Origin of the sequence: Aeromonas sp. QDB23 (assembly GCF_027707745.1) — a bacterium.
Classification (GTDB): domain Bacteria; phylum Pseudomonadota; class Gammaproteobacteria; order Enterobacterales; family Aeromonadaceae; genus Aeromonas; species Aeromonas allosaccharophila.
The window spans coordinates 1-25537 of record NZ_JAPCJA010000005.1; the positions used below are offsets into that span (position 1 = coordinate 1).

General features: G+C 56.2%; 24 protein-coding genes and 1 tRNA gene. 9 read left to right on the forward strand and 16 right to left on the reverse strand.

Features of this window, described 5'->3' with window-relative positions; translation table 11 throughout:
- The coding region (locus PG888_RS03570; protein ID WP_270692758.1) for a hypothetical protein at nucleotides 1-203 on the forward strand (203 nt) is incomplete at its 5' end.
- Between the two features lie 61 nt (nucleotides 204-264).
- Here the strand turns inward: PG888_RS03570 and PG888_RS03575 are convergent.
- From PG888_RS03575 to PG888_RS03590, 4 genes are all read right to left on the reverse strand, one after another.
- Nucleotides 265-2196 (reverse strand): putative bifunctional diguanylate cyclase/phosphodiesterase, encoded by a 1932-nt coding sequence (locus PG888_RS03575; RefSeq protein WP_042063069.1) that lies wholly within the window; start codon nucleotides 2194-2196, stop codon nucleotides 265-267.
- Nucleotides 2197-2219: 23 nt separating this feature from the next.
- Nucleotides 2220-2720: a molybdopterin-binding oxidoreductase gene (locus PG888_RS03580; protein WP_182938810.1), complete on the reverse strand. Its 501-nt coding sequence runs from the start codon at nucleotides 2718-2720 to the stop codon at nucleotides 2220-2222.
- Nucleotides 2721-2821: 101 nt separating this feature from the next.
- On the reverse strand, nucleotides 2822-4456 hold the full coding sequence (gene groL / locus PG888_RS03585; protein WP_042063066.1) for a chaperonin GroEL: 1635 nt from the start codon (nucleotides 4454-4456) through the stop codon (nucleotides 2822-2824).
- Nucleotides 4457-4499: 43 nt separating this feature from the next.
- Nucleotides 4500-4793, reverse strand: coding sequence for a co-chaperone GroES (locus PG888_RS03590; protein ID WP_182938809.1), 294 nt, complete (start codon nucleotides 4791-4793; stop codon nucleotides 4500-4502).
- Nucleotides 4794-5053: 260 nt separating this feature from the next.
- Between PG888_RS03590 and PG888_RS03595 the strand changes: the two genes are divergently transcribed.
- Entirely contained in the window at nucleotides 5054-6388 is a 1335-nt protein-coding gene (locus PG888_RS03595; RefSeq protein WP_232093648.1) for an MATE family efflux transporter, read from the forward strand.
- Nucleotides 6389-6434: 46 nt separating this feature from the next.
- Here PG888_RS03595 and PG888_RS03600 read toward each other — a convergent pair whose 3' ends face one another.
- Nucleotides 6435-6914 (reverse strand): FxsA family protein, encoded by a 480-nt coding sequence (locus PG888_RS03600; protein WP_182938808.1) that lies wholly within the window; start codon nucleotides 6912-6914, stop codon nucleotides 6435-6437.
- A gap of 442 nt (nucleotides 6915-7356) precedes the next feature.
- On the opposite strand from PG888_RS03600, the gene aspA reads away from it, so the two are divergent.
- Together aspA and PG888_RS03610 are read left to right on the forward strand one after the other, a co-directional pair.
- Nucleotides 7357-8799 (forward strand): aspartate ammonia-lyase, encoded by a 1443-nt coding sequence (aspA, locus tag PG888_RS03605; RefSeq protein WP_042063058.1) that lies wholly within the window; start codon nucleotides 7357-7359, stop codon nucleotides 8797-8799.
- Between the two features lie 126 nt (nucleotides 8800-8925).
- Entirely contained in the window at nucleotides 8926-10245 is a 1320-nt protein-coding gene (locus PG888_RS03610) for an anaerobic C4-dicarboxylate transporter (protein WP_042063057.1), read from the forward strand.
- A 243-nt stretch (nucleotides 10246-10488) separates the two neighbouring features.
- Here the strand turns inward: PG888_RS03610 and tsaD are convergent, their stop codons facing one another.
- Nucleotides 10489-11502, reverse strand: a complete 1014-nt coding sequence (gene tsaD / locus PG888_RS03615; protein WP_058053987.1) for a tRNA (adenosine(37)-N6)-threonylcarbamoyltransferase complex transferase subunit TsaD — start codon at nucleotides 11500-11502, stop codon at nucleotides 10489-10491.
- A gap of 179 nt (nucleotides 11503-11681) precedes the next feature.
- Between tsaD and rpsU the strand changes: the two genes are divergently transcribed.
- From rpsU to PG888_RS03640, 5 genes are all read left to right on the forward strand, one after another.
- Nucleotides 11682-11897, forward strand: a complete 216-nt coding sequence (gene rpsU / locus PG888_RS03620; protein WP_005309452.1) for a 30S ribosomal protein S21 — start codon at nucleotides 11682-11684, stop codon at nucleotides 11895-11897.
- Nucleotides 11898-11912: 15 nt separating this feature from the next.
- On the forward strand, nucleotides 11913-12356 hold the full coding sequence (locus tag PG888_RS03625; RefSeq protein WP_005349081.1) for a GatB/YqeY domain-containing protein: 444 nt from the start codon (nucleotides 11913-11915) through the stop codon (nucleotides 12354-12356).
- Between the two features lie 88 nt (nucleotides 12357-12444).
- Nucleotides 12445-14232, forward strand: a complete 1788-nt coding sequence (gene dnaG / locus PG888_RS03630; protein ID WP_182938807.1) for a DNA primase — start codon at nucleotides 12445-12447, stop codon at nucleotides 14230-14232.
- Nucleotides 14233-14415: 183 nt separating this feature from the next.
- Entirely contained in the window at nucleotides 14416-16311 is a 1896-nt protein-coding gene (rpoD, locus tag PG888_RS03635) for an RNA polymerase sigma factor RpoD (RefSeq protein ID WP_263718854.1), read from the forward strand.
- Between the two features lie 187 nt (nucleotides 16312-16498).
- Nucleotides 16499-16575 (forward strand) — tRNA-Ile (locus PG888_RS03640).
- A gap of 544 nt (nucleotides 16576-17119) precedes the next feature.
- Here the strand turns inward: PG888_RS03640 and PG888_RS03645 are convergent.
- The 10 genes from PG888_RS03645 to purH all read right to left on the reverse strand — a co-directional run bounded on the left by PG888_RS03645 (nucleotide 17120) and on the right by purH (nucleotide 25308).
- Complete coding sequence (locus PG888_RS03645) at nucleotides 17120-17764, reverse strand: YagK/YfjJ domain-containing protein (RefSeq protein ID WP_111900805.1); 645 nt, start codon at nucleotides 17762-17764, stop codon at nucleotides 17120-17122.
- Nucleotides 17761-18021, reverse strand: coding sequence for a hypothetical protein (locus tag PG888_RS03650; RefSeq protein WP_111900804.1), 261 nt, complete (start codon nucleotides 18019-18021; stop codon nucleotides 17761-17763). The genes PG888_RS03645 and PG888_RS03650 overlap by 4 nt, the downstream gene beginning before the upstream one ends.
- 65 nt (nucleotides 18022-18086) lie before the next feature.
- The gene (locus PG888_RS03655) at nucleotides 18087-18410 is read right to left on the reverse strand and encodes a hypothetical protein (protein WP_234677512.1); all 324 of its coding nucleotides are present in this window, start codon (nucleotides 18408-18410) and stop codon (nucleotides 18087-18089) included.
- A complete protein-coding gene (locus PG888_RS23210; RefSeq protein ID WP_362806969.1) occupies nucleotides 18407-18601 on the reverse strand; it encodes a helix-turn-helix transcriptional regulator in 195 nt (64 codons plus the stop codon). Before PG888_RS23210 ends, PG888_RS03655 begins: the two co-directional genes overlap by 4 nt.
- An 85-nt stretch (nucleotides 18602-18686) precedes the next feature.
- Nucleotides 18687-19436, reverse strand: coding sequence for a hypothetical protein (locus PG888_RS03660; protein ID WP_270692753.1), 750 nt, complete (start codon nucleotides 19434-19436; stop codon nucleotides 18687-18689).
- Entirely contained in the window at nucleotides 19433-20725 is a 1293-nt protein-coding gene (locus PG888_RS03665; RefSeq protein ID WP_270692752.1) for a tyrosine-type recombinase/integrase, read from the reverse strand. The genes PG888_RS03660 and PG888_RS03665 overlap by 4 nt, the downstream gene beginning before the upstream one ends.
- A gap of 400 nt (nucleotides 20726-21125) precedes the next feature.
- A complete protein-coding gene (locus PG888_RS03670; protein ID WP_182938806.1) occupies nucleotides 21126-21683 on the reverse strand; it encodes a cytochrome b/b6 domain-containing protein in 558 nt (185 codons plus the stop codon).
- Nucleotides 21664-22038: a cytochrome b562 gene (locus PG888_RS03675; protein ID WP_042656319.1), complete on the reverse strand. Its 375-nt coding sequence runs from the start codon at nucleotides 22036-22038 to the stop codon at nucleotides 21664-21666. Before PG888_RS03675 ends, PG888_RS03670 begins: the two co-directional genes overlap by 20 nt.
- A gap of 276 nt (nucleotides 22039-22314) precedes the next feature.
- Complete coding sequence (gene purD / locus PG888_RS03680; protein WP_182938805.1) at nucleotides 22315-23601, reverse strand: phosphoribosylamine--glycine ligase; 1287 nt, start codon at nucleotides 23599-23601, stop codon at nucleotides 22315-22317.
- Nucleotides 23602-23715: 114 nt separating this feature from the next.
- The gene (purH, locus tag PG888_RS03685) at nucleotides 23716-25308 is read right to left on the reverse strand and encodes a bifunctional phosphoribosylaminoimidazolecarboxamide formyltransferase/IMP cyclohydrolase (protein WP_182938804.1); all 1593 of its coding nucleotides are present in this window, start codon (nucleotides 25306-25308) and stop codon (nucleotides 23716-23718) included.
- Between the last annotated feature and the right edge of the window lie 229 nt (nucleotides 25309-25537).

Genomic DNA, 25537 nt, shown 5'->3' on the forward strand with positions numbered 1-25537 from the left:
GCTGCGGGAGTGGAATTCTACTCAACCGCCTTCTCGAGTCAAGCCTTATTTTCAAAGGCTTTTCGAGGTTATCGACTTGGCTTTCTGCGTTGCCGCTTGCCCTGTCGATGGAGGCGCATTATAGGGAGTTGAATCTTTCTGGCAAGGGTAAATTGCATGTTTTTTTGATAAAACCGCACAACCGTTCAAACAACAAACAATGAGAGGGACATTTGAACCGAATCACACATTCCGGAGGTAGATGACAACCAAGTACTCCACCCTTCAACTCATATAAACCATTTCAGATTGTTGACGCGCCAGCCAAAGCTCCTCCATCTCCAGCAAGGTTTGATAGATTTTCTCCGCCTGCTCTGGCCGGCTGAACAGATACCCCTGCCCATAAAGATGGATATCGGTCAGAGATCGCAGCACATCCAGCTGGGCCTGAGTCTCAATTCCTTCACAAACCAGACTCTTGCCCAGCATGGACCCCATCCGGCAGATATTGGCGACCAGCTCGGATGCCTCCATTGAGGTGTCAATGCCCTGTATAAAGGAGCGGTCGATCTTCACCTTACTGACCGGCAGTTTTTGCAGATAACTCAACGATGAATAACCGGTACCAAAATCGTCCAGAGCCAACAGAACACCCTGCTGATTGAGATCCTGCATCAGTTGCAGCGAGTTCTTCACTTCCCGCATGGTGGTATCTTCCGTGACCTCCAGAACCAGACTGCTGGCAGGCAGGTGGTGCTCCATCAATGCCTTGGCTACCAGTTTGAGCAAATTGCGCTGGTACATGCCTGGTGAAATATTGACGCACATCTGCAGATCCACCATACCAAGCTGGTGCCACTGATAGAGCTGCTCGCACGCGGTGTTCAGCACCCAGCTGCCAACCCGTTCGGCAAGCTGGAACTCCTCTGCCACCATGATAACTTCGTTTGGCGGAATAAAACCGAGCTCCGGATGCCGCCAGCGCAGCAATGCCTCGACAGCTTCGCAGCGGCCACTCTCGAGATTGACGATGGGTTGGTAATAGAGCTCCAGGGCATTGTGCTCCAGCGCCATGATCATGTCCGAGGCCAGATGCTTGCGCCGAGCCGTCTCGTTGAGCAGGGAGTTATCGTAAATCACATAGGGAACGTGGGTCTTGCGACTATGAAACAGGGCCTGTTCCGCACGGCTTAACAACTCCTGGGTCTTGTCACTGTCCATCGGATAGAACGCAATGCCGATCCCGACTTCCAGCCGGAAGGGATAGTCGTCATAGACGATATCCTGCTTCAACGCGTGCAGCAGCCGCGCAACCAGCTCCCTGACCTGACGCAGATCACTGCTGCCTCGTTGAATAATGGCAAATTGATCGCCCCCCAAGCGCCCGCTCCACTCGCCCTCCTCACAGAGCACCTTGATCCGTTTGGCAAACTCGCTGAGCAGATGATCACCGGTGTCATAGCCGAACTTGCTGTTGATATCCCTGAAGTCATTGATATCGACCAGCACCAGCCCGAACGGTACTTCCTGAGTGGCATACAGCTCCATCCGCTCCAGCAAGGCAACCCGATTGGACAACCCGGTTAGCGGATCCCGTCTGGCCGCCCTGAAATGACGACGCCCTTCATATATAAGCAGCATGCTGAGCAGCAGCACCGAAATGACCAGACCAGAGACCATCAGCAACAAGGCATTGCGCAGCTGGCCAAAATGGCGATCGTTCTCGGAATAGACGTTGATGTTTTTCTGCATCACAGAAGCGAGGGAGTAGGAGAGTGGCTCTTGCAGCGGGGCTAGGCGCATCATGATCTGCTGATAATCGGGCGCCCCGCTCTGCAACTTGGTGATATCGGGTTCTATTTGGCGAATATTGGTTTCAATCAGCTGCACCAGACGCAAGGTTTTCTGCTTGTCCTGCATGCTTTTGCGCAGCTGACCGCTCAACAGGATTGGCGTTCTACTCCAGAGGATGTCATAGCGCAGCATCAAGGTGTCATGATCAATTCCGCCATAGTGATAGACCTCTACCGCATTGAGGAAACGTCCGAGCTCCAACTGCAACTGCATCAGCGCCCAGGAGACATCGTAGGTGTATTTCTCCATCGCTCTGGTCGCATTCTGGATCTGCATCAGGCAATAGAGCGTGCTCCCGGTAAACGACAGGATGGATACATACAGAATGACGAGCAGTGGCCACGCCCTGGTCTTTCCTTTCACCCCATGCTCCCGTGCTGTTTTTATCAGTGCTGAATGTCTATCAAATCAAGTTGCCAGATCATCATGTCGGTATATTCGGATCGCTTCAATTCCGGATATTGATCAAGAGGCAGCATAAACCAGACCGGCCCCTTGTCACGCACCCGCATGACAGCGCCATTGTCTTCCCATGCAAGGATAGGGTCATATTTAGCGACCTTGTCCCATTCAATACGGATCTGGAAACTGTTCAGCGCCGTCAGCGTAATGGTCTTGCCATCAGCCCCGACCGCAGCCAATACATCGGCCAGTTTGGGGCCTCTGTATTTGTGAGGTTTATCGACCCAGGGGTTGCCGGTCACTATCTCATGTTGCGGCAGTGCCTGCAGTTTGGCCAGATCAAACAACACCTTGCCATCAACTTCATCTGTCGAACTGATGTTGCCACCCACTTTCAGGATCACCGGCCCGGTCAGTGCCTCAGCAGCCATAACCGGCATGATCACCAATGAGCACAGTAGCGTCAGCCAACCAAATATCTTCATATCGCCCCCAAATTTGCTGTCTCAACAGACTCAGTTTAGTCAGATATAAAAAAACGGCTCGCCTTGGGCGAGCCGTTTCTCAAACAGAGCAAGGATGATGATTACATCATGCCCATGCCACCCATGCCGCCCATGTCAGGCATGGCAGGGGTATCTTTCTTCGGCAGTTCGGTGACCATGCACTCGGTGGTGATCATCAGACCGGCGATGGAAGAGGCAAACTGCAGGGCAGAACGGGTTACCTTGGTCGGATCCAGGATACCCATGGCCAGCATGTCGCCATACTGCTCGGTGTAAGCGTTGTAACCGAAGTTGCCTTCGCCGTTCTTCACTGCGTTGGCAATGACGGAAGCTTCTTCACCGGCGTTGATCACGATCTGACGCAGCGGGGCTTCCATGGCGCGCAGGGCAACCTTGATACCCACGTTCTGGTCTTCGTTGTCACCACGCAGGCCCGTCAGCTTGGCAGCTACGCGCACCAGCGCCACACCACCACCGGCAACCACACCTTCTTCAACAGCGGCGCGGGTAGCATGCAGGGCATCTTCCACGCGTGCTTTCTTCTCTTTCATCTCGACTTCGGTGGCAGCACCAACCTTGATCACCGCAACACCGCCCGCCAGCTTGGCTACGCGCTCTTGCAGCTTCTCACGGTCGTAATCGGAAGAAGTATCTTCAATCTGCTGACGGATCTGGGCAACACGGCCTTCGATCACAGCGGCATCACCCACGCCATCGATGATGGTAGTGTTCTCTTTGGTGATAACGATGCGCTTGGCACGACCCAGATCTTCCAGCGTCGCTTTTTCCAGCTCCATGCCCACTTCTTCAGAGATGACGGTACCGCCAGTCAGTACGGCGATATCCTGCAGCATGGCCTTGCGACGGTCACCGAAGCCCGGAGCCTTGACGGCAGCCACTTTCACGATACCGCGCATGGTGTTGACCACCAGAGTCGCCAGCGCTTCGCCTTCTACATCTTCGGCAACGATCAGCAGCGGCTTGCCAGCTTTGGCAACGCCTTCCAGCACCGGCAGCATTTCGCGGATGTTGGAGACTTTCTTGTCAACCAGCAGGATGAACGGGTCGTCCAGTTCAACGGAACCGGTCTCTTGCTTGTTGATGAAGTAGGGGGACAGATAGCCACGGTCGAACTGCATACCTTCGACAACCGCCAGCTCGTCTTCCAGACCCTGACCATCTTCAACAGTGATGACGCCATCGCGACCCACTTTGTCCATGGCTTCAGCAATCAGCTTGCCCACTTTCTCGTCGGAGTTGGCGGAGATGGTGCCCACCTGAGCGATGGCATTGCTGTCAGCACACGGCTGGGACAGCGCTTGCAGCTCGGCAACCGCAGCCACAACGGCTTTGTCGATACCGCGCTTCAGATCCATCGGGTTCATACCGGCGGCAACGGCTTTCAGACCTTCGTTGACGATCGCCTGAGCCAGAACAGTTGCAGTAGTGGTACCGTCACCGGCGGCATCGTTGGCCTTGGAAGCCACTTCCTTGACCATCTGGGCGCCCATGTTCTGGAACTTGTCTTCCAGCTCGATTTCGCGCGCAACAGACACACCATCTTTAGTGATGGTCGGGGCGCCGAAGGACTTGTCCAGCACCACGTTGCGGCCTTTCGGGCCCAGAGTCACCTTGACGGCATCAGCCAGGATGTTTACGCCTTCCAGCATCTTGATGCGGGCTTCGTTACCAAACTTAACGTCTTTAGCTGCCATTTTTCTTCAATCCTTAAATCAATTCGGGGAAAAGGAGGATGGATTACTCTTCGACAATCGCCAGGATGTCGGTTTCGGAAAGAATCAGGACGTCCTGACCATCCAGCTTCTCGGTCTTAACACCGTAGCCTTCGTTGAAGATAACCTTGTCACCAACCTTCACGGCCAGCGCTTTGACTTCGCCATTATCCAGGATGCGACCAGTCCCCACGGCAAGCACTTCACCACGGGTGGACTTCTTGGCCGCAGTACCAGTCAAGACGATACCGCCGGCAGATTTGGCTTCAGCTTCGATGCGCTTGATGATGACGCGGTCGTGCAGTGGACGAATTTTCATCGATAACTCTCCCAAAATGAGTCTCATTGTTGCTTTGAGGAATGGCCGTTCCAGGCCAAATTAGATATGTCCCTGATGTGGGGCAGAGTTGCTAACCCTTCAAGGGCAAATACAAAAAAAATTTTTTCACGTACTATGAATATCTTCGATGGTTCACCCATGTCCGCACCATGGTGCAAGGTCGGTTCACCCCGCCCGTTTTTCATGCCAGAACCTTCAAAGCCAGCTGTAGAGACGAGCCCTTGACCCGCACCAACCCCATGCTGACAGCCCCTATCCCGGTCGTACTGCGCCAGATGACGGGCCCCATGATCTTCGGCATCATCGCCATTCTGGCCTTCAATCTGGTCGACACTTTTTTTATCGGCATGCTGGGCACCCAGGCTCTGGCCGCCATCAGCTTTACCTTTCCGGTCACCTTTGTGGTCACCTCGCTGGCGATGGGATTGGGCGCCGGATTGTCAGCGGTGATCGGTCACACCCTGGGACAGGGCAAACACGATGAGGCGGCCCACCTCACCACCGACAGTCTGTTTCTGGCGGTGATCATGGTGGCCCTGCTCTCCACGGGCGGCGCACTCACCATCACACCGCTGTTTACCCTGCTGGGCGCCAGTGCCGAGCTGATCTCCCTCATCCATGACTACATGCTGATCTGGTATCTCACCGTCCCCATGCTGGTGCTGCCCATGGTGGGCAATGCCGCCATCCGGGCGACCGGCGATACCAAAACCCCCAGTCTGGTGATGGCAGTGGCCGGGCTGGTCAACGGAGTGCTGGATCCTCTGTTGATCTTCGGCATAGGCCCCTTTCCAGAATGGGGGATCCGCGGGGCCGCCATCGCAACCTCTATCTCCTGGTTGATGGCGATGCTGGTCAGCCTCTATATCCTGCGCCATCGGGAAGGCTTGCTGCTCTGGCGTCTCTCGCCGCGAGCGCGGTTGCTATACCACTGGCGATCGCTGCTCCATGTCGCCGTCCCCGCCTCTTTTACCAATATGCTCAACCCCTTGGCCAACGCGGTGCTGATGACGATCTTTGCGGGCCTGGGTACCGAGGTGGTGGCCGCTTATGGTGCCGCGTCGCGGGTCGAGGCGCTGCTGCTGATCGTGATGATGGCCCTCGCCTCCGTGCTGGCCCCTTTCATCTCGCAAAACTGCGGTGCTGGCAATCCGGCACGCGCCAAGGCTGCGCTGCAAAGCTGCATGCGTTTTGCGTTACTGTTCCAGCTCGCCATTTATGGCCTGACCTGGCTGCTCGCCCCGCTGATCGCCAATCTGTTCAGCGATCATCCGCAGGTCATTCGCCTCATCATTCTCTATCTGCATCTGGTACCGATCGGTTACGGCTTTCAGGGCATGGTGATGCTGCTGGCCTCGGCACTCAATGGCGTGCGGGCATCCAGTATCTCGTTCTTGTTCAACGGATTACGACTGTTTGGTTTTCTGTTGCCAGGAGCCTGGCTGGGGGCAAAGCTGGGGGGAGAACAGGGGATCTATCTGGGGATACTGCTGGCCAATCTGGCGGCGGGCACCCTCGCGTGGTGGTATGCCCGACACCGCTTCGAGGCGCTGTGCCATCAGGGCAAACCCTGATCAGTCACTCGCCTCGGGTTTTCGTCTCGTCGATTACTCTTTACGCTCACTCTTTGCGCTCAAATTCGCCTTCGATGGTGGTACCGCCCTGCTTGGCGTGACCCAGATGATCATCTGACGGCGCGTTGCCAAACGGCGATTGTGTTCCCTGCTGGAAACCACCCATCTGCATCCGGAACTGGCTGCTGCCGATCAGCTTGTCGGCCAGTTTGTTGCGCAGCCAGGGTTGCAGCAACAGCACACCGAAAATGTCGGTCACGAAACCCGGGATAATCAGCAGCAAACCAGCCAACGCCAGCATCATGCCACCCATCACCTCGCGGCCCGGCATCTCGCCCATCTGCATCTTTTGCTGGGCACTGAACAGGGTCTTGATCCCTTCACTGCGCACCAGCGAGGAGCCCAATACCGCGGTCAGCATGAGCAAGCCGACTGTCGGCAGCGCCCCAATCACTGAGCCGACCTCGATCATCACGGTGAGCTCCAGTACCACCAGACCCACCAACAACAGAAACAACTTGCCCATATCCACTCCAGCACCGGTAAATTGAGAAAAAGTGGTGCCCTTCACAGGGCGGCCCATGCGCGATGCGTTCATCGCATCATCACCACTTTTACTCTGAATAAGTGGGGTCTTCCCTGCCCTTTTCAAGCCTCTCAAATGACACCTGCGTCAGCAACCATCTAAAAAACCGGCAAAAATTCACAAAAATTTATAATAATCATCATGATAAAAGCGTCATAACATATGTGTACTTTCCTCAAAGTAATTTGAAAATGTCTCAAATTTAGTGATCCACCTCTAATAACCGATACCTCAATTGGAGTAGTATATTGATTAGTTTTTCGGGAGGTCATTCTCCCTACCGCCCCACTCGATGTGTGGTGCTTCAGGATGAGCTGTGCGCAAGGAACTCGCGACCACTCGGTGAGGATTTTTCCATTTATCTGATTTCTGAGGCATTACAATGAGCGACATCAAGAACGTCCGCATTGAAGAAGACCTGCTGGGCACCAAAGAAGTTTCCAATGATCTCTACTACGGTGTGCACACCCTGCGCGCTGTCGAGAACTTCAAGATCAGCTCTCAGAAGATTTCTGACGTTCCGGAATTCGTCCGCGGTATGGTTCTGACCAAGAAAGCGGCTGCGCTGGCAAACGGCGAACTGGGTACCATCCGTCCTGAAATTGCTGACAAGATCGTGGAAGCCTGCGACCTGATGCTGAACACCGGCAAATGCTTCGACCAGTTCCCGGTCGACGTTTACCAGGGTGGTGCCGGCACCTCCGTCAACATGAACACCAACGAAGTACTGGCCAACATCGCCCTGGAAATCATGGGTCTGGAGAAGGGCCGTTACGACGTCATCAACCCAAACGACCACGTCAACAAGTGCCAGTCCACCAACGATGCCTACCCGACCGGTTTCCGCGTAGCGGTAGTCAACAGCACCGATGTGACCCTGCACGCGCTGGAGCACCTGATCGCGGCATTCGATGCCAAGGCTGAAGAGTTCAAAAACATCCTGAAGATGGGCCGTACCCAGCTGCAAGATGCGGTTCCGATGACCCTGGGTCAGGAGTTCCACGCGTTCGCCGTCACCCTGCGTGAAGAGATCAAGTCCATCAAGCGTTGCCAGGAGCTGCTGCTGGAAGTGAACCTGGGCGCTACCGCTATCGGTACCGGTCTGAACACTCCGCCCGAGTACTCCGAGCTGGCCATCAAGCGTCTGGCCGAGATCACCGGTCGTGCCTATGTACCGGCAGAAGATCTGATCGAAGCGACCTCCGACTGTGGCGCCTACGTCATGCTGCACGGCGCCATCAAGCGTCTGGCCATGAAAATGTCCAAAATCTGTAATGACCTGCGTCTGCTCTCCTCCGGCCCGCGTACTGCACTGAAAGAGATCAACCTGCCGGAAATGCAGGCGGGTTCCTCCATCATGCCAGCCAAGGTCAACCCGGTTATCCCGGAAGTGGTCAACCAGTCCTGCTTCAAGGTATTCGGTAACGACATCACCATCACCTTCGCCGCCGAAGCCGGTCAGCTGCAGCTGAACGTCATGGAGCCGGTGATTGGTCAGGCGATGTTCGAATCCCTGAGCCTGATGGAAAAAGCCTGTATTTCCCTGCGCGAGAAGTGCGTGGAAGGTATCACTGCCAACCCGGAAATCTGCATGAACCACGTGCTGAACTCCATCGGTATCGTGACCTACCTGAACCCCTTCATCGGCCACCACGAAGGTGACATCGTCGGTAAGATCTGTGCCCAGACCGGCAAGAACGTCCGCGAAGTCGTTCTGGAGCGCGGCCTGCTGAGCGCCGAGCAACTGGACGAAATTCTCTCCATCGAGAACCTGATGAACCCGCAATACAAAGCCAAGCGTTTCACCCGCGAAGCTGCCGTATAAGCGAGTGTGGGCCGGGATCTTCCCGGCCCATAAAGTCAGTTCCCGATTGGTCTTTATCCCCAGCCCGATCGGGAATTGGCTTTTTGCCAAATAAAAACCAAAAAACTAAAAAATGGAGTTATCGCTATGATTGGAATCGAGTTACTTGTCGTGCTCGCCGCTATCTATCTGGGGGCCCGGATAGGCAGCATCGGCATCGGCTTTGCCGGTGGTCTGGGGGTACTGGTACTGACGTGGGGTCTGGGCATGCCCATCCCGAGCGACCAACTGGTCACCTACATCCCTTGGGATGTAATCATGATCATCGCGTCCGTCATCTGCGCCATCGCCTGTATGCAACTGGCTGGCGGGATGGACTACCTGGTCTCTCTGGCAGAGAAAGCGCTGCGCAAGAACCCCAAATACATCACCTTCGCCGCCCCGGTCGTCACCTATCTGATGACCATGCTGGCCGGTACCGGTCATACCGCCTTCTCCACCCTGCCGGTGATCGCTGAAGTGGCCAAAGAGCAAGGGATCCGCCCATCCCGTCCGCTCTCCATCGCGGTTGTTGCCTCCCAGATCGCCATCACAGCCTCCCCGATCTCTGCCGCTGTGGTTGCCTTCTCCGGCATGCTCGAGCCGTTCGGTGTTGACTACCTGACCCTGCTGGCCATCTGCATCCCCTCTACCTTCCTGGCCTGTATCCTGGGCGCCTTCATTGCCAACATGATGGGCAAACCGCTGGATCAGGACGAAGTCTATCTGGAGCGTAAAGCCAAGGGCCTGATCAAACTGCGTGGCACTACCAAGCTTGAGCTGAAGCCTTACGCCAAGGTTTCTGTCTGGATCTTCATTGCAGCCATCGTAGCTGTCATGGCCTATGCCACTGCCATCTCCGGTAAAGTGGGCCTGATCGCCAACCCGCCGATCCCCCGTGACGGCGCCATCATGGGCATCATGCTGGCCGCAGCCACCATCATGACTCTGGTGTGCAAACTGGACGCCACTCAAGTCACCAACATGCCGACCTTCAAATCCGGTATGTCCGCCTGTATCTGTGTGCTGGGTGTCGCCTGGCTGGGTAACGTCTTCGTAAAAGGCAACATGGACACCATCCAGCTGATCGCTGGCGACCTGCTGAACCAGTACTCCTGGCTGCTGGCCGTAGTGCTGTTCTTCGCTGCCATGCTGCTCTATTCACAAGGCGCCACCACCAAAGCCCTTATGCCTGCCGCACTGGCACTGGGTGTCAGCCCGCTGACTGCGATTGCCTCCTTCGCAGCCGTAAGCGCCCTGTTCGTACTGCCGACCTACCCGACCCTGCTGGCCGCGGTAGAGATGGACGACACCGGCTCCACCCGTATCGGTAAAGCGGTGTTCAACCACCCCTTCTTCGTGCCGGGCACCGCCACCATCGCCATCGCCGTGGCGCTGGGCTTCTTCTTCGGCGGCATCCTGCTGTAATCGCATCGCCTGCCGATAGCCAAACAAAAATCCCCGCCAACTGGCGGGGATTTTTTTATCTCTTTACTGTGTGCTTTGCTGTCTGCCAGCAACAGACCCGACGTCTTATCCGGATGGCTCAACCACGGCGACAGCTGCCAGCGCAACAGCGTGCCGGCGGCGCTATAACCGCCGCTGCCGGATTGCAGGGGCAGTAGGCCACCCTGATACTCACCACCACGCCAGAAGGCGGGATCCTGCGGATCAGACCGGATCCAGGGTATCCAGCGGCCAGCGCGGCACGGCCTTGACCGCCAGCGGCTCGAACACGCCCGCTTTCAGGCGCTGCATACCGGCGTATGCAATCATGGCGCCGTTATCGGTGCAATATTCGGTGCGCGGATAGAACACCTCACCCTTGAGGCTCTCCATCAGCTCGGCCAGCTGGGCACGCAGATGACGGTTGGCACTGACGCCACCGGCGACCACCAGACGCGTGAGACCGGTCTCTTTCAAGGCACGGCGGCACTTGATGGCCAGGGTATCGACCACCGCATCTTCAAACGCCCGGGCGATATCGGCACGGGTCTGCTCATCATCACCGTTGGCGGCGATGGTGTTGGCGGCAAAGGTCTTGAGACCGGAAAAGCTCATGTCGAGTCCCGGTCGATCAGTCATCGGACGGGGGAAGTGGAAACGCCCGGTGGTGCCCTTCTCGGCCAGGCGGGAAAGCAGCGGGCCGCCCGGGTAGTCCAGCCCCATCAGCTTGGCGGTCTTGTCGAACGCCTCGCCAGCGGCATCATCGATGGATTCCCCCAGCAGCTGATAGCTGCCGATACCGTCAACCCGCACCAGCATGGAGTGACCACCGGAGACCAGCAGCGCCACGAAGGGGAACTCGGGGGCCTTCTCCTCCAGCATGGGGGCCAGCAGGTGGCCTTCCATATGATGGACGGCGATGGCCGGCTTGTTCCATGCCATCGCCAGCGAACGGCCAATAGTGGCCCCCACCAGAATGGCGCCAACCAGACCCGGACCCGCGGTATACGCGATGCCGTCGATGTCATCTTTGCCCAGTCCCGCCTCTTGCAATGCGGCCTGGATCAACGGGATCGTCTTGCGAACATGATCCCGGCTGGCGAGCTCGGGGACGACGCCACCGTAGTCCGCATGCAGCTTGACCTGGCTGTATAACTGATGGGAAAGGATCCCTTTTTGATCGTCGAAGATCGCGATCCCGGTTTCGTCACAGGATGTCTCTATGCCCAATACACGCATTGCTAAAAAATTTCACTGCTAAAATGAGACGGCTATGGTAACCTTCGCGGGTTTTTTAAACCAGAGCGATCTCTGCGGGTTTACTTTCATTCCCTGTCCAGAGTATAATTTCGCACCATTTTAAGACATGCTGATCGATTGAAGGTCAGCTAACAATTTATCACTGAGGTGAAAGGCACATGCCAGTAATCAAAGTCCGTGAAAATGAGCCGTTTGACGTTGCTCTGCGTCGTTTCAAGCGTTCTTGCGAAAAAGCCGGTATCCTGTCCGAAGTTCGTAGCCGTGAGTTCTACGAGAAGCCGACTACCATTCGTAAGCGCGCCAAAGCGTCTGCTGTTAAGCGTCACGCCAAGAAGCTGTCTCGCGAAAACGCACGTCGTATCCGCCTGTACTAATCGGGAGATATTGCCGTGTCTCTGAAGGATCAACTCAAGGATCAACAAAAACTCGCCATGCTTGCCAAAGATAAGGCACGTCTGGGAGCGATCCGCCTGTTGATGGCAGAAATCAAGCAACGTGAAGTCGATACCCGTATCGAGCTGAATGATGAGGATATCCTCGCTGTCGTGACCAAAATGGTCAAACAGCGCCGCGATTCCATCAGCCAATTTGAAGCTGCCGGTCGCCAGGATCTCGCCGACAAAGAGTCCGCCGAGATCGTTGTGTTGCAGGAATTCCTGCCGCAACAGCTGACTGCAGATGAAATTGCCGCTCTGATCGAGCAAGCCATCACTGAAAGTGGTGCTGCCGTCATGGCTGATATGGGCAAGGTCATGGCTGTCTTGAAGCCGAAAATTCAGGGGCGTGCCGATGTCGGCGCCGTCAGTGCTCAGGTGAAAACCCGCTTGGCGTAACAGGCAACTCTCTTGTTTGGTCGAAGAAGCCGTGCTTCCCTTGGAATGCGCGGCTTTTTTATTTTCTCCGCAATGAAACAGGACGGTTATGGCAGGCAGGATCCCCCAATCCTTTATCGACGATCTGCTCGTACGCACAGACATAGTCGAGCTGATCGACTCGCGAGTGCGGCTGAAAAAAGCCGGTAAGAACTACCAGGCTTGCTGCCCTTTTCATAACGAAAAAAGCCCCTCTTTTACCGTCAGCCAGGAGAAGCAGTTCTACCACTGTTTCGGTTGTGGCGCCCACGGCAACGCCATCGGCTTTGTCATGGAGTACGACGGTCTCGAATTTCCCGATGCCATCGAAGAGCTCGCCAGCATGCAAGGCATGCAGGTGCCTCGCGAACAGAGCATTGGCGGCTCGGCCAATAGCCAGCCCGCCGTCAGCAAGGATCTGTTCGAGCTGATGAACCAGATTGCCCGCTTCTACGAGAGCAATCTCAAGAATGCTCCCCATGCGGTGGAGTACCTCAAAGGGCGCGGTCTGACCGGTGAAGTGGTCAAACGATTCAATATCGGCTATGCCCCCAGTGACTGGGATCAGGTGCGCCGCCGCTTTGGTGCCAGCCGGGATCACGAGCAGTTGCTCATCTCGGGTGGCATGCTGATCACCCGTGACAATGGCCCGGGTAGTTATGATCGTTTCCGCGATCGCATCATGTTCCCGATCCGCGACAAGCGGGGCCGAGTCATCGGTTTCGGTGGCCGGGTGCTGGGTGATGGCACCCCCAAGTATCTGAACTCGCCGGAGACCCCCATCTTCCATAAAGGGCGGGAGCTGTTCGGTCTCTACGAAGTGAAACAGGCACACAAGGATCCGCGTCGGATCCTTGTAGTGGAAGGCTACATGGATGTGGTGGCACTCGGTCAGTACGACATCGACTATGCGGTGGCGGCGCTGGGTACTGCGACAACCAGCGACCATATCCACACCCTGTTTCGCACCACCGCCGAGGTGGTCTGCTGCTACGACGGTGATAACGCCGGTCGTGAAGCCGCCTGGCGGGCGCTGGATAATGCCCTCTCCCATCTGCAGGATGGCCGCGAGCTGAAGTTCGTGTTCCTGCCCGATGGCGAAGATCCCGACTCGCTGGTACGCCAGATCGGCAAGGAGGGCTTCGAAGCCCTGCTCGATGAAGCCCAACCGTTCGCCGACTTCATGTTCGAGCGTCTCGGTCGCGATGCGGCACTCTCCGGTGAGGCAGGCAAGTTCGAAGTGGCCAACAAGGCGGCCGAGCTTATTCGCCGCGTACCGGAAGGGTTTACCCGCGAAGGATTGATCACCCGTCTCTCCAGCATGATGCGCTGGGGCGAGAACAAGCAGCGCATCGCCGAACTGTTTGCCCGCAACAGTCAGCCTAAGGCCGAGGTCAACAAACCCAAGGCAGCCAAGCTGACGCCACTACGGCGTGCGCTGGCACTGATGGTGCAATATCCGGCGGTAACGGCCGAACTTCCCCCTATGCCGGAATTGGCCGGACTGCGCGTACAGGGCATCAAGTTCCTGCTGCAGCTGCACCAGCAGATCCTGGCCCAGCCCGGTATCACCACCGGTATCCTGCTGGAACACTGGCGTGGAACCAAGGAGGGAGAGATCCTCGCTCAGCTGGCGATGCACGACCTCTTTGAAGAGGTCAGGCTCGACCAGGAACCGGATATTCTGGGAGAATTGCAGGATACCTTTGTCGGTTTCATCAACCTTTTCCTGAAGCAACGGATCGAAGAATTGCAGGCCAAAGTGGCTCAGGAAGGACTAAGCTCCGAAGAAACCCAAGAGCTGATGATGCTGATAAGAGAGGTGCAAATTGAGAAAAGAAATGAGAGTGGGGCTTGATATTTGAGTGATTAGTCCCAATATGAATAGCGTTGCCCGAATCGACGGGATGAAAAGCAAAAATTTTATAACCGCCTGGCCCCGACAATACTGCGGGCAGGGGTTTCTCATGACCGACGCCGCAACCAGACATAGCATGTCTGGCGGTTTTCTATTAGAATTGGCTATTTGCGCAGCAGCGCACTGTACGCGCAACCTAGCAACACCAACCGGATGAGTTCTATGGAGCAAACCCCGCAGTCTCAGCTTAAACTCCTCGTTGCCAAAGGTAAAGAACAGGGCTACCTGACCTATGCCGAGGTGAACGATCACCTCCCGCAAGACATTGTCGATTCAGACCAGATCGAAGACATCATTCAGATGATCAACGATATGGGCATTCAAGTGGTTGAAAACGCTCCGGATGCCGATGACCTTATCATGGCTGAAGGTGGTACCGCCGATGAGGACGCTGCCGAAGCAGCGGCCCAGGCCCTGGCATCTGTTGAATCTGAGATTGGTCGCACGACCGATCCCGTCCGCATGTACATGCGGGAAATGGGTACCGTCGAACTGCTGACCCGTGAAGGCGAAATCGACATCGCCAAGCGGATCGAAGACGGTATCAACCAGGTACAAAGCTCCGTAGCCGAGTACCCTGAAGCAATTACTTACCTGCTCGAACAGTACGACAAGTACGAAGCCGAGCAGCTGCGTCTCTCTGACATCATCTCTGGCTTTATTGATCCGAACGAAACTGAAGACATGGCACCTACCGCCACGCACATCGGTTCCGAACTCGGCGAAGACGATCTGGCCGACGAAGATGAAGAAGACGAAGAAGACGAAGACGAAGATGGTGACAGCTCTGACGACGACGGTGACGGTGGTCCGGATCCGGAAGTCGCTCGCGAGAAGTTTGGCGAACTGCGTGCCCAGTATGAAGTGACCCGCCTCTCCATTCAGAAGAATGGTCGCGCGCACGAAGATACACAGGCTGCCATCGCCCAGCTGGCCGATGTATTCCGTCAATTCCGCCTGATGCCCAAGCAGTTCGATCGCCTGGTCAACAACATGCGCGAGATGATGGAGCGCGTCCGCGTGCAGGAACGCATCATCATGAAGCTCTGCGTTGAGCAGGCCAAGATGCCGAAGAAAACCTTCGTCGCGGCCTTCACCAACAACGAGTGTGAAACTGCCTGGTTTGAATACCAGAAGCAGGCTGGCAAAGCCTGGTCTCCCCGTCTGGTTGAAATGGACGAGGATATTCAGCGCGCCATCGGCAAACTGCAGCAGATTGAAGAAGAGACCGGTCTGTCGATTGCCCAGATCAAGGATATCAACCGTCGCATGAGCATCGGTGAGGCCAAAGCCCGCCGTGCGAAGAAAGAGATGGTTGAGGCCAACTTGCGTCTGGTTATCTCTATCGCCAAGAAGTACACCAACCGTGGTCTGCAGTTCCTGGATCTGATCCAGGAGGGCAACATCGGTCTGATGAAGGCGGTAGACAAGTTTGAATACCGTCGTGGCTACAAGTTCTCGACCTATGCAACCTGGTGGATCCGTCAGGCCATTACCCGCTCCATCGCGGATCAGGCCCGTACCATCCGTATCCCGGTACACATGATCGAGACCATCAACAAGCTCAACCGTATCTCCCGTCAGATGCTGCAGGAGATGGGTCGTGAACCGAACCCGGAAGAGCTGGCCATGCGCATGGGCATGCCGGAAGACAAGATCCGCAAGGTACTGAAAATCGCCAAAGAGCCTATCTCCATGGAGACGCCCATCGGTGATGATGAAGATTCCCACTTGGGCGACTTTATCGAAGATACCACCCTGGCTCTGCCAGCGGATGCGGCGACCAGCGAAAGCCTGCGCAACGCCACCCGCGAAGTGCTGGCTGGCCTGACCGCCCGCGAGGCCAAGGTGCTGCGGATGCGTTTCGGTATCGACATGAACACTGACCACACCCTCGAGGAAGTGGGCAAGCAGTTCGACGTTACCCGTGAGCGTATTCGTCAGATCGAAGCCAAGGCACTGCGCAAACTGCGCCACCCGAGCCGCTCGGAAGTGCTGCGCAGCTTCCTGGACGAATAGTCCTGACCCTGTGTCAAACTGCTCTGCCAAAGCCCCGCCATGCGGGGCTTTGTTTTGTCTGGCATTTCCCCTTGCGACCCGCTTTGCCCCCTCTATCAAGCTGGACAATTAGTCGCCAAGTGGTTGATATGCCTATAGACTGCCCTTTCCTCTTCCCCTATAATCCACGCCGCTAAACGCACAATTTGGCCCCTTAGCTCAGTTGGTCAGAGCAGTCGACTCATAATCGATTGGTCGCCCGTTCAAGTCGGGCAGGGGCCACCAATTCCAGAAAGGCGTAGCCGGTTAGTAACCGCTACGCCTTTTGCTTATCTGACATTTTTGGGTGCTTTAATGGGTGCTTTTAAGGTGATGCTACCCATCCCCATCCCCCTCCTTTGTAACTTGCTACCCCTTCGTGTGGGCCAAGAATATCTTCTCGCAGTGGGGGGCTCAGATTGGTAAAGTGGTACTTTTCTGGGCCTACTTAGTGATTTCGCTACACGACTTGCGCAGATGCGTTGGGGGTTAGCGGATAAAAAGATGGATAAGAATGGATGTAATGTTCTGGGCTGCGTATTTAGTGGCAGGGATTGGATTCACTTGCGCATTAATTGAGGCAGACAGCGTTAGGAATATCTACCGCCTGTTGTACGTGATCATCTTCTTCCCTTTCTGGTTGCTGTGGATGAGTGGCTTACTGCTCACAATTTTTGTAGCCTGGTTGGCTAAAAAGTCATAGATAGAGCCTTAAGTGGTCTAGCCATGGTCTCTTCAATTCCTGTTCAACTCGCTCAAATTTGCCTCAACGGGGCGGGCCTGTTCAAACTCATTCAAATTGAATGCCCCGCCCAATCCGTGAATAGCCGAAGTCACGCACCCCATCCGGTCGGTAGCCTTTGCCCCGCTCCTTGGCAAGGTATGAGATACGGTAAACAGCCTCGGTGATATTGTGGCTGTCAGTCATCAGATAGCCGTTCTCGGGAATGGATAACCGCCCCCCTTTGCGCTGCCAGATCTCGGCCAATGCTTCATACAATCGGGCGGGGTGGCGTAACTTGTCGCCGTCTATGAGAAGGGCCAAATGGTAGTGCTGGCGCTTAGCTTTCTCCTGCTCACGACACCACACGTATTCTAATCGCGTCCCGTGCTCTCTCGTTACATAGCGGCCAGCTTGCTTTAGGAATGCGCTCAGGCGCTCGCTAGTGGCTTCTCCCTCTCCCATGCTCAGGTCGAGCCGAACAAACAGCACCCGCCGATAACGCCTAACAGCTTCCACTATCCGCCGGATCATCTCGCTCAGTGGTTTGGTGTAGCCGCCGCTCGCAGGCGTGGTGTTGATCGGGTACTCGATACCTTGATAACGGTAAACGCACTGGTGGGTTACATAGCCATAGCGCTTGCCCTGCTTCCGCTTGGCTTTGCCTGTTACCTTGGCAGCAACAGCACTTGGCAGGCCATCAGCTAACATCATGGGGCCGTTCCCTGTTCTAGCCCCAGCTTGGTTTGATTACCCCCCATAAAGAGATCTCTTCCCTCATAGATATTATAAAATACCGCTCGATTTTCCGGTTTTACTCTCCCCGCCAAACCGCACCAATGCTGGGGTTTACCCTGTTCATAGATCCCAATTAGCATGTCCCAATTAGCGTAAATAGTTTCACGCTGTATCAGGCCAGCGAACGGGCACAGCAACGGGCGGCAAGGCTTGCCGTTGGTGGTTTTCATCATGGGTGATATGCTCGATGGTGCTGGTGGCCGTCCTCGCCAAAGTAGGGCCACCAGCAGGTTATTGATTACGCCTCGGGTTCGCTCGGGGCGTTTTCTATGCTGGCCACCTCAGCAAAGTCAGCGGAAACGTGATCCACTGGTTGGGGTAACAGTTCACCAGAACGGGGATCAATTGCTGGCTTGTGCTCTACTCGCAGTGGAAAGCGCCGCTTGCGCAGCGCAGATACCACAGAGTGAAGATTGCCGATGCCAATAAAGCGGCATTGTCTGGTGTTGATTGAATGCCCCGCCAGCAAAATCCGCCTTATGTATTCCCGCTGGGTCTCTTGCTTACGGGGCTCTGGTAGCCCCAACAAGATGCAGTTTTTGACATTTAACAATGGGTTCATTGCTCACCCCCTTTTTGGCGACGAGCGACGATCCACCGCTCAAGCTCTGCCGTGTCAAATCTGATTGAGTTGGGGCCAATACGAATTGGTTGGGGGAATTGGGATTCGGGTCTTCTACGCAGTCGCTCAACTGTTGCGCGGCTGACACCAAGGCGGCGGGTTACTTCTGAAATCGGGATTAACATTAACATAATCTCCTAATGCCATCGGGTCTCTTGCCGTGGCTTCGGAGCTATGAAAACAGATTTCTGAAAAATCAAAGGGACAACAATTCCGCTATTTTTGTCCCTTAGTGCGACGAGTGATCGACCTTACAGCGTTGCTTATCTTATCGGGCTCGAGTTCCCAAGCATCGGCTAACAGCAGAATCCACTTGGCATGATCTTTATCACTGCTCGTTCCAATCCCAAATTGGCCGAATTTGACCCTAGCCTCTTCTATTGAAGTCAGCAAAGCTTTGGCGTTTTCATCACGCTCCTTTTCCTCAGTTTTCTTGACCTTGGCAAGTAGCTTGGCCGCATTGACGATCTCGCTCGGATAAACATTTTCCTCACCATGCAAAGTTATCGACAAGCCAAACCGCTCTTCATTTTCTATCAAGCGTTCATAGTTTTTAACTATGCCACGAAGCCAATCATTGATGAGATCAGCTGAATGACTAGGCTTTCGTCCTGTAGGTTTTTTATGCCCCACTTTCCACATACTTTCGTGGCCTGTTCTCATATCGGGTGCTAATTCAGCCAACTGAACACAAAGACTCACTTCACACCATCTTGCCTGCTCAGGTGTTAGCTGTTTTCGCTTTGTCCGCCAATCTTTTGATTGGCCTATCGTGGTCCATCGGTTGTTGATTGCGGTCAATGCCCTTGTCTGTAAGAGCTCCAAAATTTCGCAGTTCTCCATCAGGCCACCGGAACGGTCATACACGGCACCAAGCTCACAGCAGCCCAGATCCCACCAATGTTTTTTTAGTTCTTCAGCGGTCAATGGTTCCTTCAATTCGTGGTTGATTGCTGACTGGCTCATCGCTGATCCCCAAACTTTACACTGACCACGTTATCCGCTGCCAAATCCAACAACCGCCGCTCCCATAGCTCCAGCGCTCGCCGCTTCTCCGGCAGGTATTCATAGCGGTCATAGTGCTTGCTGGATACGTCATTCAGGGCGTGATTCTGTAGGCGGTCGCGCAGGTCTTTGGCTATGCCCAGCTCGCCCATCAGGGTTTTACAAGTTCGGCGGAAATCACGGGGGATAAAGTGCGCCATCTCGGCACGTTTGCGGTAACGGTCCATCGCTTGGCTCAGTGAGGCCATCGGCATTGGTTCGCTCGGCTTGGTGGCGTGGGCAAAGATAAAGGGACCGTCCCCCGTTGCCGCTTGTTGTTCTCTCAACACCCGCAAGGCGCTATCGGTGAGCGGGATCAGGTGCGGGCGGCCATTCTTGGACAGCTCGGCGGTAATCGTCAGGGTTTTGGCTTGCCAGTCGATACTCGCCCAGCGTGAGGCGGCCAGCTCATAAGGGCGTTGGCCGCCCGTGAAGAAACAGAGCCGGATCAGGGTGCGCAGGGTCAAACCTAGGCTGGTGGGCTGCTCCATATCATCGAGCAACTGGCGAGCCTCTGCCCACGTCAGGAAGCGTTCCCCGACACGTTCAGCAGCCTTTTGCTTGGGTATGGCCGCCACCGGATTAAGCACCAAGCCGAATTTGGCATCGTCTATGAAATTGGCGGGGTCGTTGTCATGTTTAAGGCCGTGATTAAACGCCGCCATCAGGTAGCTTCTGACGCGATTGGATTGGGTATCAGCGCCACGGCGGATCATGTGCGCCAGAATGATTTTTATGTCGTGCGCGGCCACGTCCTTGGCTTTGGTCGTGGGTTTGATGACTGGATAGGTCTCTTTCTCCAAGGCCAGCAGCACGGCGGCATGGGTGCGCTTGCCGTCCTTCTTCATCTGCTCGGTGTAGCTTTTGAATAGCTGCTCAATGGTGCCTTGCTGTTCATGCTCCCGCTTCTCCTGCTCCCGCGCCCTGTCTTGGCGGGCCAGTTCGTCTTTGGGGTCTAGGCCATCACGGATCATTTGGCTGAATGCCTTGGCCTTTTCGCGGGCATCGGCAAGGGAGAGGGTCGGAAAGCGGCCAAGCTGAATGAAGGCGCGCTTCTCGTTGCGGGTATAGCGAAACACAAACATCTTGCCGCCACTCGGCAACACCTTGACGCCTAGCCCACCAGCTCCACGGGTGCGGTCATCATCCATCCTGTAATAGGCGCTTTCTTTCGCCACCAGCGCGGCGATCTCGTTGTGTGTTAGCGGCATAGTCGATTGGTCTCAGCTAAAGGCACCCAAACGTTAAATTGGGTGCTGTAATGGGTGCTTTTAAGGTGAAGCTACCTGATACTTTGTGAGACTCAATGATACAAGTGTTTTTGCTATATGTCTGTGATTTAAGGGGTTTTTATGCCAATTTCGAGACAGGGTGAAACGTTGTGAAAACGTTAAATTCACGACTCATAATCGATTGGTCGTGGGTTCAAGTCCCCCAGGGGCCACCAACTTGAAAAAGGCCGCTCATCATGAGCGGCCTTTTTGCATCTGCCGATCGGGCAATCTCCAGTGATGAGCTCGATGAGGTCATAGAAAAGACCCGCCAGGGGCGGGTCTGGGCAGGGTCCGGATCAGGCGCCTCACTCAGAGACAAGGAGCCTAATGCTGAGCCTCAGGTTTGCTCGTTGCTGCCGCTCTGGATGGATGAGCGACGCCCGATAGCAGGCAGCATCCGGGTGACCAGATTGCTGCGCTGACGCCAGGAGGTGAAGACGATGGCCAGCAGATGCAGACCAATCAGCCCCTGCAACGCCACCACGCACCACTCATGCCACTCGTCAGCCCCCAGTTCAAATCCCGTCTCGGTATTTTGAAACCAGCCGCTGCCTGCTGTCGCCAGCACGACCAGCCAGAGCGCCCACACGGCTAGCTTGCCGCTGCCATGATGACCCGGTGCCGGAGGCTGCCGCTCACGCATCTCGCGCGCCTGCTGGCGAAAATCCTCCCCGCTGGGGATGAGGGCACCAAGGCGGGCGTAGCCACGGGCGAAAGTGAGCCCCCAGAGCAGACGCAAGGAGACCAGCCCAATGGCGCCGTAACCCAGCCACTCGTGCCACTCCTCCCCCACTTCGTTAACCCAGAGGTTGCCGATGCAGACCGCCGCCAAGCCCCAGTGGGTCAGGCGAACCAGCGGATCCCAGCGAAAGGGCTCACCCTTTTTGCTTGGCATATTTGTGGTACTCCTTCTTCAGGTCGTTGACCTTGGCCAGATGTTCGCGCGCCTTGGCCTCATCACCCGCCTTGAGTGCGGCCAGGCTGGCGTCCAGCTCGGTCTGTACCTCGTTCATCCCTTCAAGGAATTTCTCTTTCTTGGCGGCTGGCATGTTCTTCTGCTTGGCCACATCCAGCTGGGCCTTCATCTCGTTGATGTGCTGCTCCATGGTGGCTGCATCATCAGCCTTGACGGCCTGCTTGTAGTTGAAGCCAATCTTCTTCATCGGCTGTTCCAGATCACCCGCCACGGCAGGCAGGGTCATCAGGCCAAACATCAGGGGCAGCAGCAGGGGGCGGACGGTTTTCAACATGGGATTTCCTTATATAACGACATGCTCGAATTGTTAGGGGTACTTATGAATCCCAACAAGAATTCATCAGGGCATGATGCCATGACTCATGGTGAAATGTTTGTGAAAAATGCTGTTTTTTGTGGCAAATAGTGACAGATATGCCGCGCTTGTTTGCGCTTGGTAACTGATTGAACGCAGGTGACGCGCACCATTAGGATGGTTGAAAGCGGTAAACAGGGACAAAAAACCCCGCCGCAGCGGGGTCTGGATCAGCGGGCCAATGGCTTGCGTCGGTTACTCCTGTTCGCGAGCAATGGCGCGCCAGCCGATATCCTTGCGGTAGAAGACGCCATCCCACTTGATGCGGCCAGCGAGCTGGTAGGCACGCTGCTGGGCTTCTGCCACAGTGTGGCCAAGGGCGGTGGCGCACAGCACACGGCCACCCTGGGTCAGGCTGGTATCGCCTTCCAGGCGGGTACCGGCATGGAACACCTTCTCGCCCGCAACCTCATCCACCGGCAAGCCGCTGATGGGGTGATTGGTGCTGTAATCGCCGGGATAGCCTCCCGCTGCCAGTACTACGCCGATGGCGGCGCGGGGATCATAGATGGCCTCTTTCTGATCCAGCTTGCCCGCGCAAGCGGCCAGACAGAGCTCCACCAGATCGGATTGCATCCGCAGCATGATGGGCTGGGTCTCGGGATCGCCGAAACGGCAGTTGAACTCGATCACCTTGGGATTGCCTGCGCCGTCGATCATCAGACCGGCGTAGAGGAAACCGGTGTAGACGTTACCTTCGGCCGCCATGCCGCGCACGGTCGGCATGATCACCTGCTCCATCACCTTCTGATGTACCTCGGCGGTCACTACCGGTGCCGGGGAGTAAGCCCCCATACCGCCGGTGTTGAGACCGGTATCACCGTCGCCAACCCGCTTGTGATCCTGACTGGTGGCCATCGGCAGCACGTGCTCGCCATCGACCATGACGATGAAGCTTGCCTCTTCACCATCCAGAAACTCCTCGATCACCACCCGGGAGCCCGCTTCGCCAAAGGCATTGCCGGAGAGCATGTCGCGCACCGCGTCTTCCGCCTCTTGCAAGGTCATGGCGACAATCACCCCCTTGCCCGCCGCCAGACCATCGGCCTTGATGACGATGGGGGCACCCTTCTCGCGCAAGTAGGCGAGTGCTGGCTCCACTTCGGTGAAGTTCTGGTACTCGGCGGTCGGGATGGCGTGGCGGGCCAGGAAATCCTTGGTGAAAGCCTTGGAGCCTTCCAGCTGGGCAGCGGCAGCGGTCGGGCCAAAGATCGGCTGGCCGGCGGCGCGGAAAGCATCCACCACCCCTTTCACCAGTGGCGCTTCCGGCCCGACGATGGTGAGGCCGACCTGCTTCTCTTTGGCAAAGGCCAGCAGCCCTTCGATATCGGTCGCCTCGATGGCAACGTTCTCGACCCCCGGCTCAAGCTGGGTACCTGCGTTGCCCGGCGCTACAAAAACGTGGCGCACCAGCGGGGAGTGTTTGGCCTTCCAGGCCAGGGCGTGTTCGCGGCCACCGTTGCCAATGATCAGTACTTTCATCGTATCGCTCGCTTCTATTTGTGGTCACTGGACGGCCACCCGGGCCGTCAGTCAGTGGAAATAGTCAGTTGAAAAGAGACAACAAAAGGGCCGCCATCGGCAGCCCCTGACCCATCAATGACGGAAATGGCGCATGTTGGTGAACACCATGCACATACCGTGTTCGTCGGCGGCATCGATCACCTCCTGATCGCGCATCGAGCCACCCGGCTGGATCACGCAGGAGATACCGGCCTGCGCGGCAGCATCGATACCGTCGCGGAACGGGAAGAAGGCATCGGACGCCATCACGGAGCCCGCCACGGTCAGCCCTTCGTCCGCCGCCTTGATGCCGGCGATTTTGGCCGAATAAACACGGCTCATCTGGCCTGCGCCGACGCCGATGGTCTGGCCATCTTTGGCGTAGACGATGGCATTGGATTTGACGAACTTGGCCACTTTCCAGCAGAACAGCAGATCCTGCAGCTCGGCCTCGGTCGGCTGGCGCTTGCTGACCACGGTCAGGTCACCCAGCGTCACCATGCCGAGATCCCGCTCCTGCACCAGCAGGCCGCCGTTGACGCGTTTGAGGTCAAACCCTTGCGCCGGAGCAGTCCACTGCCCGCATTCGAGCAGACGCACGTTCTGCTTGGCGGCGACCGCATCGCGGGCCTCCTGGCTGACGGTCGGGGCGATGATCACTTCGACAAACTGGCGGGCCACGATGGCTGTCGCAGTGGCACCATCCAGCTCACGGTTGAAGGCGATGATGCCGCCGAAGGCAGAGGTGGGGTCGGTCTGGTAGGCACGATCGTAGGCACTCAGCAGATCGTCACCGATGGCCACGCCGCAGGGGTTGGCATGCTTGACGATGACGCAGGCCGGCTCGTCAAACTCCTTAACACACTCCAGCGCCGCATCGGTATCGGCGATGTTGTTGTAGGAGAGCGCCTTGCCCTGCAGCTGGATAGCGCTGGAGACAGAACCCGGAGCAGCATGCTCTTCGGCGTAGAAGGCGGCTGCCTGATGGCTGTTTTCGCCGTAACGCATGTCCTGCTTCTTGATGAACTGGCTGTTGAAGGTGCGCGGGAAACGGGACTCCTCGTCACCCTCCTTGTTGTCACCATAAGAGGGCACCATGGTGCCGAAGTAGTTGGCGATCATGCCGTCGTAGGCAGCGGTGTGCTCGAACGCTGCGATGGCCAGATCGAAACGGGTCGCCAGTTTCAGGCTGTTGCCGTTGGTATCCATTTCGCGAATAACCCGATCATAGTCGGCAGCTTTGACGACGATAGCGACATCTTTATGGTTTTTGGCGGCAGAGCGCACCATGGTCGGGCCGCCGATGTCGATGTTCTCGACCGCATCGGCCAGGGTGCAGCCCGCTTTGGCCACTGTCGCGGCGAAGGGGTAGAGGTTGACGACAACCATGTCGATGGGGGAGATAGCGTGCTGGGCCATGATGGCGTCATCCTGATCCCGACGGCCGAGGATGCCGCCATGAACCTTGGGATGCAGGGTCTTGACCCGGCCATCCATCATTTCAGGGAAACCCGTGTAGTCGGAGACCTCTGTCACCGACAGACCCGCCTCGCCAAGCAGCTTGGCGGTACCGCCCGTGGAGAGCAGGGCAACACCACGCTCGTTGAGTGCCTTGGCAAATTCCAGAATGCCAGTTTTGTCAGACACACTCAGCAGTGCACGGCGAATGGGTCGAGCTTGTTCCATCACACTATCGTCCTCAACATAACGGGGACCGTTCCATGGGAGGCGAGGCTCAACACAGAGAGTCCCCAAATAAATGGAAGTGGGGGATTTCGCAAACCACTCTCGCCCCGACATCCGGCAAAAGCGTTTTAGGAAATGCCCGCTTGGTGCGGCGCTCTGTTATGGGCGCGTATTCTACACAAAAAATGTGACCTGTGGTGGATTTTTTGAAACAGCAAAGCCTTATTTG